This window comes from Aliivibrio sifiae (assembly GCF_002954705.1).
Taxonomy (GTDB): domain Bacteria; phylum Pseudomonadota; class Gammaproteobacteria; order Enterobacterales; family Vibrionaceae; genus Aliivibrio; species Aliivibrio sifiae_A.
The window spans coordinates 1,194,066-1,206,301 of sequence record NZ_MSCO01000002.1 but is presented as its reverse complement, the minus strand read 5'-3'; the positions used below and the strand labels follow the sequence as shown (position 1 = coordinate 1,206,301).

At 38.3% G+C, this 12,236-nt stretch carries 8 protein-coding genes; 6 read left to right on the top strand and 2 right to left on the bottom strand.

Annotation, left to right across the window (positions count from 1 at the left end):
• The 6 genes from BTO22_RS16310 (at position 1) to BTO22_RS16285 (ending at position 9,224) form a co-directional block, all read left to right on the top strand.
• Positions 1-1,314, top strand: coding sequence for a lysine N(6)-hydroxylase/L-ornithine N(5)-oxygenase family protein (locus tag BTO22_RS16310; RefSeq protein WP_181044674.1), 1,314 nt, complete (start codon positions 1-3; stop codon positions 1,312-1,314).
• 126 nt (positions 1,315-1,440) lie between these two features.
• Positions 1,441-3,612, top strand: a complete 2,172-nt coding sequence (locus BTO22_RS16305; protein WP_105056378.1) for a TonB-dependent receptor — start codon at positions 1,441-1,443, stop codon at positions 3,610-3,612.
• Between the two features lie 192 nt (positions 3,613-3,804).
• Positions 3,805-4,728 carry an SPFH domain-containing protein gene (locus BTO22_RS16300; protein WP_105056377.1) on the top strand — a complete coding sequence of 308 codons (924 nt, stop codon included), beginning with the start codon at positions 3,805-3,807 and terminating at the stop codon, positions 4,726-4,728.
• Positions 4,729-4,737: 9 nt separating this feature from the next.
• Positions 4,738-5,190: an NfeD family protein gene (locus tag BTO22_RS16295; RefSeq protein ID WP_105056376.1), complete on the top strand. Its 453-nt coding sequence runs from the start codon at positions 4,738-4,740 to the stop codon at positions 5,188-5,190.
• A 283-nt stretch (positions 5,191-5,473) separates the two neighbouring features.
• Positions 5,474-7,099, top strand: coding sequence for a methyl-accepting chemotaxis protein (locus BTO22_RS16290; protein ID WP_105056375.1), 1,626 nt, complete (start codon positions 5,474-5,476; stop codon positions 7,097-7,099).
• Between the two features lie 499 nt (positions 7,100-7,598).
• Positions 7,599-9,224: a methyl-accepting chemotaxis protein gene (locus BTO22_RS16285; protein WP_105056591.1), complete on the top strand. Its 1,626-nt coding sequence runs from the start codon at positions 7,599-7,601 to the stop codon at positions 9,222-9,224.
• Between the two features lie 100 nt (positions 9,225-9,324).
• On the opposite strand, the gene BTO22_RS16280 is transcribed toward BTO22_RS16285, so the two are convergent.
• Together BTO22_RS16280 and BTO22_RS16275 are read right to left on the bottom strand one after the other, a co-directional pair.
• Positions 9,325-10,257 carry a LysR family transcriptional regulator gene (locus BTO22_RS16280; RefSeq protein ID WP_105056374.1) on the bottom strand — a complete coding sequence of 311 codons (933 nt, stop codon included), beginning with the start codon at positions 10,255-10,257 and terminating at the stop codon, positions 9,325-9,327.
• 63 nt (positions 10,258-10,320) lie between these two features.
• On the bottom strand, positions 10,321-12,159 hold the full coding sequence (locus tag BTO22_RS16275) for a glycoside hydrolase family 13 protein (protein WP_105056373.1): 1,839 nt from the start codon (positions 12,157-12,159) through the stop codon (positions 10,321-10,323).
• Between the last annotated feature and the right edge of the window lie 77 nt (positions 12,160-12,236).

Here is a 12,236-nt window from a genome sequence, read left to right as displayed (position 1 = left end):
ATGGAGAATAATAGTATGAATACCAGATTGGATTTGGCAGGTATCGGAGTTGGCCCGTTTAACTTGAGTGTTGCTTCTCTTTTAGAGCCTAAAAAGCAAATCAAAGCGACGTTTTTTGAAAGTAGAGATTCTTTTGCTTGGCATCCTGGCTTGTTGCTTGATAACACCAATATGCAAACCATGTTTTTAAAGGATTTAGTCAGCGCTGTATGTCCTGAAAGTCCTTATTCCTTTTTGTCTTACTTAGTGAAAAATAAAAAGTTTTATCGTTTTTTATCTGCAGAGCTGAGTTGCATCAGTCGCCATGAGTTTTCTGATTACCTGTCTTGGGTTGCTCAACAGCTCAGCAATGTTCAGTTTTCAACTGAAGTTAAGAATGTCGAATTTAATGGCGATAGTTTTGAAATTCAAACCAGTGGTGGAATATATGAAGCGCAAAATCTTTGCATAGGAACAGGTAAAGTCCCTTTTATTCCAGAATGTGCAATTCCGCATATCGGCCCAACCGTTTTTCATGCCGCTGAAATGGGCCTGCGTGATCGTGATTTCACCGGTAAAAGAGTTATGATTGTGGGTGGTGGACAAAGTGGCGCTGATATTTTCTTAAACGTATTACGTGAGAAATGGGGTAAGGTTGCCTCATTAGATTGGGTGTCTCGTCGCTCTAATTTCCAACCTCTTGATGAAGCATCATTTACTAATGAGTTCTTCACTCCTGATTACGTAAATGCGTTTGTTCAGCTTAACCCTGAAGTAAAGCACTCAGAGATCACAGCTCAGAAATTGACATCAGATGGCATTACTCAATTAGCGTTATTGGATATCTATCGAGAGCTATATCATCGTTTTGATGTGATGAAAGAAGATAAATGGGTGCGTTTATTACCACATCGAACGATGGATAAATTAGAACAGACTTCATCAGGTTTTTCTCTGGAAGTACAGAATGCGTTAAGCCAAAAATTAGAAGTACATCAAGCAGATATTGTAATTTTGGCTACGGGATTTAAATCTCCTTATCCTGCTTGTTTAAACTCGATCCTTCCCCTATTGGATTTAGATAACGAGGGGCGTTACCAGCTTACGCCTGACTTTGAATTGAAATGGAAAGGCAGCAAGAAAAATAAGATATTTGCGGTAAATGCAGGCATGCATAGTCATGGTATTGCGGAACCTCAACTTAGCTTAATGGCGTGGCGAAGTGCCAGTATTATCAATCGATTATCAGAAAAAGAGATATACGACATTACTTCTGATAAAGGAATGATTGATTGGATTTCTGAGTCGGTCGTTGACGAATTGGTCAATGCTTAGCTTTGTTAGCACTCCGGCACTTATTTTTTAATTAGTATTATTTTTTAAGTAATAAATAGTTGAATACGGATTTTTATCATTCGTATTCATTTAGGTGCGACATCAATATAATAAAAGAGAACATAAATGAACGTTAAAAAAGGGAATTATCCGCTCACATTAGTGGCTATCGCAGTGGCAACAGCAACTACTTTTGTATCAGTATCGGCTCAAGCAGAGGCCTATAAAAATACAGAAGAAACGATGGTGGTGGTGTCAAGCCGTACGCCTAAAGCTATCAGTGAGATCCCAGGAACAGTTTGGTTTGTTGACTCCGAACAAATTGAACAAGAATATCGTGGTGGTAAAACACTAGGTGAAATTTTATCAGCAACCATTCCATCATTAGATGTGAGTAGTGGTGCAAGAACCAACTACGGTCAGAACTTACGCGGTCGTGCAATGCTCGTTATGATTGATGGGGTGTCGCTTCAATCATCGCGTCCGATTAGTCGTCAGTTAGATGCGATTGACCCATTTAATATTGAGCGTATTGAGGTACTGTCTGGTGCCACCTCTATCTATGGGGCGGGTGCGACTGGTGGTGTGATTAACATCATCACGAAGAAATCAGACAGTGATGAATTGCAGTTTGAAAGTTATGTCAGTGGCACGACTGGATTGAATGGTGGTGATGACTTTGATTACAAAGTGGCGCAATCTATCTCTGGTGGAACTGATAATGTAGCAGCACGAGTGTCTGCTGTTTATACTGAAACTCAAGGATATTATGATGGTGAAGGTGACATCGTTACGCCTGATATATCTCAAGGTTCACTGCAATATAATAAAACGATAGACTTACAAAGTACGGTTGATGTCTCTATTTCTGATACTAAAAATATTAACTTTTTAGCGCAGTATTACGATAGCCAACAAGACTCACCATACGGTCTTTATATTAAAAATTATAAGTTTATTGATGTACGTAAAGGCTTCGAATCTGATCGCCAACACGGTACAGAGCGTATCATGTTAAGTGCGGCTTACAGTGATTCTGAATTTCTTAGTCACCAACTTGTGGTTGAAGCCTCTTATCGAAAAGAAGATCAAACTTATACGCCTTATTACCAAGGTGCTTCACAACAAACGACCGATGTTATCTCTTTAAAAACCGCTTTAGCTAAATCGTTTGGTAAAGTGAACTTGGTGTATGGTGTCGATGCTTACATGGATAAGTTCGACAGTAACCAAGCGTTATTTGATCCAACGATTGCCAATAACTCAGGTAATCTAGTGAATAAAACTTACGCTGAAGTAGGGCGCTACCCTGGGGTAGAGGTCGGCTCGGTTGCTGGGTTTATTCAAGCTGATATGAATATTACCGATGATTGGTCAATTCAAGGGGGTTACCGTTACCAATATATGAACAATAAGATCGATGATTTTGTTGATTATAAAATTCAAAAGAAAATTGCCGCAGGGAATGGCTCTTCTGCTGATGCGGTTCCTGGGGGAGAAACTAATTATTCTGTAGGTTTATTTAATTTAGGCACTATCTATAAGCTCACTTCTGATTCACAGGTATGGGCAAGCTTTTCACAAGGGTTCGATCTTGCTGATCCTGCGAAATATTATGGACAAGGAAGTTATTCCGCAGTTGACGCCAGTGGACATTATGCGCTTCAGGACAGCATCAATGTGTCAGGTTCGAAAATGTCAGGGATTAAAACCAATAGTTATGAAATTGGTTTTAGAACTGAGCAAGATGCATTAAGTTTTCAAACAGCAGCGTATTTCTCACAGTCAGATAAATCGGTTAAATACAATAAGCAGACATTGCTAATTGAAGACGTTGATAATGAAAAACGTGTTTATGGTGCTGAAGCGTTAGTTTCTTATTGGGTGATGGATAACATTCAGCTAGGTGCTTCAGGCCATTACGTCATTTCAGAGCTTCAAACTGACGGTAAGTGGGATGATTTAAGTGCGGGTGAGGCAAGTACATCAAAAGCAAGCTCATGGGTAGGATGGTACGAATCGGATCTTGCGGTTAAAGTTCAGAGCCAAACGATGTTTGACTATAAAGATGCGGATGATAATGAGTTATCTGGTTACACCGTCTTTGACTTAGTCGGTAGCTATGAGTTGCCTGTAGGTAGTTTAGGTTTTGGTATTCAGAATTTATTTAATAAAGACTATACAACCGCATGGGGTCAACGTGCTCAAATCCTATATTCTAGCCACTATGATGCAGCAGCTTATGATTATAAAGGTCGAGGACGAACCTATACACTTAATTACCAAGTTAAATATTAATATTTAGTTACTTCTACATTTTTTACTGCAATAAAATAAGACTATTTCGTAAGAGGTAGTCTTATTTTTCATTAATACTGCCGAATGTGTCCATACATTTATAATAAATTTAGGTATGATTGAAAAATGAACGTTTATTTGTAAGACATAGATATATTTAGATAATTATCAATTAGACAAGGAAGAAACATAATGGCATATGATACGTTAATAACAATTGGGGTACTGGTATTTCTTGTACTCATATTAATTGCGCTGGGTGTAAAAACCGTTCCTCAAGGTCATAATTGGACAGTAGAACGATTTGGTCGCTATACCCAGACGTTACAGCCCGGTTTGAATTTGATCATTCCATTTATTGATACGATTGGTCAGAAAATAAATATGATGGAGCAGGTATTGGATATTCCTGCACAAGAAGTTATTTCAAAAGACAACGCAAATGTAACGATTGATGCGGTGTGCTTTGTGCAAGTGGTCGATGCAGCAAAAGCAGCGTATGAAGTGAGTGATCTTCAGCATGCTATTCGTAATTTAACATTAACGAATATGCGTACAGTGTTAGGTTCTATGGAGCTTGATGAAATGTTGAGTCAACGTGACATGATTAACGTGAAATTATTGGCAATTGTTGATGCAGCAACCAATCCGTGGGGCGTAAAAGTTACGCGTATTGAGATTAAAGATGTGCAACCGCCAGCAGATCTAACCGCTGCGATGAACGCTCAAATGAAAGCTGAACGTAATAAACGTGCTGACGTCTTAGAGGCGGAAGGGGTGCGTCAAGCTGAGATCCTAAAAGCAGAAGGTCATAAACAAGCTGAGATCTTAAAAGCAGAGGGTGATAAGCAAGCAGCCATTCTTCAAGCTGAAGCTCGTGAGCGTGCTGCTGAAGCGGAAGCAAAAGCAACGGAAATGGTATCAAATGCGATAGCTCAAGGTGATATGCAAGCGGTGAATTACTTTATTGCGCAAGGTTATACTGAAGCACTAAAATCAATAGGTCAGGCAGAGAATAGCAAGATCATTATGCTGCCTTTAGAGGCATCTGGCTTAATGGGTTCAGTTGCAGGGATTGCTGAGATGTTTAAAGTGGATAAAGAGGGTTCTAAATAGGAGTTCATTATGGAATTTTTTGAGCAAATGAATCATTGGCACTGGTTAACGCTTGGTTTATTGCTACTTGCTGGTGAATTATTGGGAACGGTTGGCTACTTTTTATGGATAGGGCTATCTGCTGTTACTGTTGGTGTCTTGTATGCTGTTGTTCCACTCAGTTGGCAATTACAATGGGTAAGCTTTGCTGTTTTTTCTCTTTTTGCAACGTGGTTGTGGTGGAGATATCAGCATAAAAAAGATGGGTCATCGGATGCTAAACGAGCCTTAAACCAAAAAGATAAGCAATTAATAGGACAAACCTCTCGCTTGGAAGAGGATGTTATTGCGGGTTCTTGCCGAATTGTTTTAGGAGATACCACTTGGTCTGCAAAAAGTTTTCAAGATATTCCAAAGGGTACGCTAGTCCATGTTGTGTCTGTTGACGGTATTATTTTGACCATTGAGCCAATTAAGAAATAACTTAACATTTAATTAAATTAAAATGAGTGATTTATTAGCGTAATACGTTAGTTGATTGCTCATTTTTTACATCTATCTATTAAAAATAGAATACTGTCTTTGTTTACTTACTTTATGTTGTTTTTTTTAACGTAATCGTGCGTTATAAAATAGTGTGACTTTTGTGATTTTTTATTTTATTTTCTCGGACTGTTGTTGATATAAGATAAAAGAGTTAAAAATTATCTCTATAAAAAATACTCATGGAACGAGTCATTAAATAATTATTCAAAGGTGTTAATACATGAGTTATAAAAATTTAGCAGTAAGAAAGAAAATTGCCGTTGTTTTTTCCGGCATTGGTTTAGTCATGATAGCGTTTGGTTTTTTTCTATTACAAGAATTAAACAAAGTAGAAGAAGAAGTGATTAATTTTACGGATTCTACTGTACCGAGTGTTTTATCTGTAGAAGATATTTATTTTGAAATGAACGCATATCGTCGAAATCAATATGCTGCACTAACATATCAAGATAAAGATCTGCCTGGTTTATTGTCTATAATATCTGGTCAAAAAAATAAGATAAAAGAAGATCTTGAGAAATATGAGGCAACGGTAACAAGTGCTGATGAGCGTCGTGTATTTGACCGTGTTAATAATGGTTGGAAAGAATATTTACGTCTTTTAAATGGTTTTACTCAAAAGATCAGTAATGGCGAAAAAACGTCAGCTCAAGCTGAATTAGTTGATTCATTGCGTCAATTTGAAGAAGTTGGTGCTGCAATGGATAAGTTAGTTGAGGCTAACTTAGGTTTTGTTGCTAACAACCGAAAATCAATTATGGGTAGTGTGAATAACGTAACAATGGCAACCAAAGTGTCATTTACTGCATTAATTGCATTCATGATTTTTATTACTTTCTTTTTAGCTCGCCAAATTTGCCGTCCTCTAAATTTAGTGGTTGAGCAATCTAAAGCGATTGCGGCGGGTGATTTAACTTTCCGTCTTCAACGTGAAGAAATTGGTAATGATGAGCTAGGTGAACTGGCTGATACTAATATTGAAATGCAAAATCAATTACGTGAGCTTATTGAAGATACGATTTCAGCGGTAACTCAGTTGTCTGCAGCAGTAGAAGAAATGAGTGCGATTTCAGAGCAATCTGCTCGTGGTATGCAACAACAGCAATCTGACATTACAACGGTAGCCGCTGCAATGGAAGAAATGAAAGCAACAGTAGCAGAAGTAGCAAATAATACTGAAATGGCTTCTACGTCTGCTTTAGAAGCGTCTGAAGAAGCAAAACAAGGTAACCGTGACGTTCAATCGAATATTGACCAAATTCAAACGGTATCTCGCGATATTGAGCAAGCGGGTGAGCTAGTTGAAGAGTTAGAGCGTGAGTCAAACAATATCAGTGTTGTGGTTGAAGTTATTCGCGGTATTGCTGATCAAACCAACCTACTTGCATTAAACGCGGCAATTGAAGCGGCGCGTGCTGGTGAGCAAGGCCGTGGTTTTGCTGTAGTTGCTGATGAAGTTCGCTCTCTTGCGGGTCGTACTCAATCATCTACTACTGAGATTGTTGAAATTATTGAGAAACTGCAAGCAAGCGCGACACACGCGAAAGCAGCAACAGATCAAAGTTGTTCTAAGATCCGTGTTTGTGTAGAGCAAAGCGTTCAAACGGGCCAATCAATCCAAATGATTGAAGAGACTATGATGAAGGTGACGGACACAAGTATTCAAATTGCGAGTGCGTGTAGCCAGCAAGATTCAGTAACAGAAGAGCTTGGTCGTAATATTCAAAGCATGAGTTTATCAGCAAGTGAAGTGGCATTAGGGGCTGATCAAACAGCACAATCTAGTGTTGAGCTAGCGCACTTAGCGACGATGCTTCAAACTTCTTTATCGCGCTTTAAAGTGTAATTAAAGTAGTGTAAAAATAGTTTTATTTTAAAAGGAGGTCAGTAGACCTCCTTTTTTATTTGAAAAATGTTGGAATTAATATCAGGTGTAAAGATATTGGTGACGAACTGATTACTTTTTAATAAAAATGCTAAAATTTATTTTACTGAATCATCGACTTGTTAATGACATCTTGACGGTATTATTTTGACTGTTGAGCTAATTAGAAAGTAAAGCGTTATTCTTTTCAAAATAAAATGAGTAATAAATTAACCTAATAAAGCACAGCTCACTCATTTTCTTACATTTCTACTTTAGCAATGGTTTGCTATGCCTATTTTAATTACAAACCATGCTTTGTTGTTACATACATTAGGTTTATAAAAATGTGTGACTTTTATCGATTTTTATTTTATTTTCTCGTCGATTTGAAGTTATAAGGTAAAAGAGTTAAGTCATTTTCTCTATAAAATAACACTCATGGATGAGTTATGAAGAACTATCTAAAGGTTGTCAAAACATGAGTTATAAAAATTTAGCAGTGCGTAATAAAATTGCCGTTGTATTTTCAGCAATTGCTTTAGTGATGATAGCGTTTGCTATTTTCCTATTACAAGAATTAAATAAAGTAGAAGAACAAGTAATTAACTTCACTGATTCTACTGTACCAAGTGTATTGTCCGTTGAAGACATATATTTTGAAATGAATACTTACCGCCGAAACCAATATGCAGCATTGACTCTTGAAGTGAGTGAATTAGCCCGCCTTATATCTACATTAGACTCTCAAGAGAAAGACATTAAATCTGGATTGGATAAGTACGAAGCTACGGTTTCAAGTAGTGATGAACGCCGTGTTTTTGATCGAGTATCAAACGGATGGAAAGACTACCTAATTATTTTAAGAGACTTTAAACTACAAATTAACAATAAAAATACGGCTAAAGCTCAAACTGAGTTATCACAATCAATTGATCAGTTTAATGAGTTAGGAGTTGCAATGGATGAACTCGTTAAAACGAATCTAGGTTTTATTTCGAACAACCGTGTAACGATTATGGCGAGCGTAGATAATGTCACCATGGCAACGAAAGTGTCATTTACTGCATTAATTGCATTTATGATCTTTATTACGTTCTTCTTAGCTCGTCAAATTTGTCGCCCATTAAATTTAGTTGTAGAACAATCTAAAGCGATTGCTGCTGGCGATTTAACATTCCGCCTTGCACGTAATGAAATTGGCAATGATGAGCTAGGTGAATTGGCTGATACCAATATCGAAATGCAAGATCAGCTACGTGTTCTTATTGAAGATACGATTTCAGCGGTAACTCAACTGTCTGCTGCTGTAGAAGAGATGAGCGCGATTTCTGAGCAATCTGCTCGTGGTATGCAACAGCAACAATCTGACATTACAACGGTAGCTGCTGCAATGGAAGAAATGAAAGCAACCGTAGCAGAAGTAGCAAATAATACTGAAACAGCGTCTACGTCTGCTTTAGAAGCGTCTGAAGAAGCAAAACAAGGTAACCAAGACGTTCAGTCGAACATTGAGCAAATCCAAGTGGTTTCTCGTGAGATTGAACAAGCGGGCGAGTTGGTTGAAGAGCTAGAGCGTGAATCAAACAACATCAGTGTTGTGGTTGAAGTTATTCGTGGTATTGCTGATCAAACAAACTTATTAGCATTGAATGCAGCAATTGAAGCGGCACGTGCTGGCGAGCAAGGTCGTGGTTTTGCGGTGGTTGCGGATGAAGTTCGTTCTCTTGCGGGTCGTACTCAATCATCAACCAGTGAAATCGTTGAGATTATTGAGAAACTGCAAGCAAGTGCGGCACATGCTAAAAATGCAACAGATCAAAGTTGTTCTAAGATCCGTGTTTGTGTAGAGCAAAGTGTTCAAACGGGTCAATCAATCCAAATGATTGAAGAAACCATGATGAAAGTGGCAGATACCGGTATTCAAATTGCGAGTGCATGTAGCCAACAAGATTCAGTAACAGAAGAACTTGGCCGTAACATTCAAAGCATGAGCTTATCAGCAAGTGAAGTGGCGTTAGGCGCAGAGCAAACAGCACAATCAAGTGTTGAGCTAGCGCAATTAGCAACAACACTGCAAATGTCTCTATCTCGCTTTAAAGTGTAATTTGACGAGCTAATGAATTGATCTAGTTTGTACTGGAAACTAAAAAAGGAGATCGTATGATCTCCTTTTTTTATGCCATTAAGAATGACAGATAAGCCTATTAACTTGGTATAATTTTGGGGTTATTGTTAATCAGTTCTTTAAACTTTTCTAACAGCGCAGTACTTTGTTTATTTTGCTGACCATCTTTATGTAAGTAAGCCCCAATCGTTGCTTTACTGAAACACTCTTTCATCTGTAAAGGCACAATATCAAAACCACCAAAGTAATCTCTCATCGTCATTGGATAAGGCAAAATCGCATCACTGTTTTGTAATAAATCAATCGCAGTTAACAGTGAGTTGGTATTGTAGATAACCTTTTCTTGTAAATAATGACGTTTTTGAAAGGTCGTTAACTCTTCATTTTGCTGCTGAACTAAATGCGTAAATCGTTTTTTTGTAGCCCCTAAGTCAACTGATGGAAAGCGTGCAATATCTTCATTGCTACAGGTGATTTCTAGTAAAGGATGTCCTTTTCTTACGTAGACTTCTTCACTGCATTGGAAAAGAGGATGAAACAGTATGTCTTCATATTGTGCTAGGCCGAGTATTTCATGGCCAACAAAGATGCTGATTTCATCACTGAGCAATAAGTTCATCAATTGCAGGTGATTCCCTACATCAACAGAGATATTACTGTGAGGGTAAGTTTCTCTAAAATCTTGTACGCAATCTCGAATAAACAGCTGCCACCATGCATCACCACAACCAATTTTGAGTTCGGTTTGATGCCTGAGTTTATTCTTCTCTAATTTATTGAGGGTGTTTTCATAGAGGCTTTGCATCATTTTTGCTTGTTCGTAAAGTAACTCGCCACTAGATGTTAGGGTGATCCCTTTTGAGTTACGATTAAACAATTTACTGCCGAGCTTCTCTTCTAACTTCTGCATGTTGTGGCTTAATGTCGGTTGACTTAAACAGAGGTTATTAGCGGCTTGGGTGATGTTTTGGGTTTTAGCTACTTGAATGAATTGAATCATTAATTTAAACATAATAGCTCTTTGCTTGAATAAGAAAGAGCTATTTTATGTGGCTTACTATTTGATATCTAGCGATTACTTCTCGTTTTGATACATGGCGAAGCTAAAGGATGCCAATGTTAACGAGTCTCCTAATTTGCAAGCGGTTTCGTTATAAATATCAATGACATTATGATTCGATAATTCCTCAGGAAGAGTAATATCAATCGTGTTAGCACTGTTATTCATAACCACAGTAATGCACTCGTCTTTTAAGACTTTTTGGTAGATAAGACATTGCTGCTCATCATCGCTCATTAACCAATTAATGTGATGAGCACGCAGCGCAGGGTATTGTTTGCGTAATTTGATGATCTGCATAATATGCTGTTTCATGTCCATATCATGTTTGCTCTCATCCCAAATCATGCATTTACGATTTAATGGATCGGATCCGCCATCTAGACCAATTTCGCTACCATAATAAATACAAGGCGTACCACTGTGAGTAAATTGGAATAAATAGGCCAGTTTTACTTTCCCTCTATTGCCAGAACAGCGATGAAGAATACGAGCCGTATCATGGCTATCTAACAATGAAAACGCCACTTCATTAACCGCAATCGGGTAGCTTGTATTGACATCATTTACCGCGTATTTGAACTGATTGGCGCTGAGATTGCCTTGAGCAAAAAATCCTATCATGGCATCAGACAATGGGTAATTCATTACGGCATCAAATTGGTCACCTGCAAGCCAATTCATTGAATCATGCCACGCTTCACCTAAGATGTAGATCTCAGGTTTGATGGCTTTTAACTCATCACGGAAACGTCGCCAAAAGCGTTGGTCAACTTCGTTTGCAACGTCTAAGCGCCACGCATCGATATTGAAATTGCGCACCCAGTATCGGCCCACTTCAAGTAAATATTCGATTACTTCTGGATTCTCAGTATTTAGCTTTGGCATGTTTTGCGCAAAGGCAAAGGCGCGATAGTTGAGATACTCTTTACTGTGTTGATCTTTTTTAGACTCGTCGATCGGTGGGAATTGTTCAACATAAAACCAATCAATGTATTTTGAATCTTTGCCGTTTTTGATGACATCTTGCCATTGAATAGAATCAGCGCCAATGTGATTGAATACGGCATCTAACATGACTTTCATACCACGTTTATGAGCTTCTTCAATTAAGGTTCTTACCGTGTCGTCGTCACCAAAGGCAGGGTCAACTTTTAGATAATCAACAGTATCGTATTTGTGATTCGTTTTGCCTTCAGTAATTGGCGTGAAATATAAGCCAGTAATACCAAGATCTTGCAGGTAATCAAGATGGTCAATGACGCCTTGTAAATCACCCCCAAAGAAACTGTTGGTTTTTGGATCTTCAGAGCCCCAAGGAAGTGCATTGCTTGGTGAGATTGAGGGATCACCATTGGCAAAGCGTTCAGGGAATATTTGATACCAAACAGTCTCTTTTACCCAATGTGGTGGGCTAAATACATCGATAGGGTTCATGTATGGGAAGCAGTAAAAGTTGAGTAATTGGCTTAATACTGGGTCTGCATCATCAGTGATAGTGAAAATTTGTTTTTCAGTAACGAGCAGTGTTTCGTTCTCTTTACCTTCTAAAATAAAAGCATAACGAGCGCGGAAAAAACGAGGTTGTGCTTCGCAGAACCAGTAATCAAACAATTCTGTTTCACTCTCTTTTTCCATAGCAAAGTTTTCGCCGCCACTCCAACCCATTGCATCTTCTGCATTTAGGTTGCCGCCACCGCCACCGGATGTCCAATCGTATGGATCACCAATTCGTAATGTGGCGTTATTGACTTCGCCTTTTGCTGTGCGAATACGTAAATGAAGTGTTTCTTTATCATAAGTATAAGAATAACTTGAGTGAGATCTATGATAGATCGCTGCTTTTGTGATCATGATTGCTACCGTTTAATGAAAGTACCAACCAGAATAACTATCTGACGTAATAGCCACTCAGGTTGGTATAATTATTT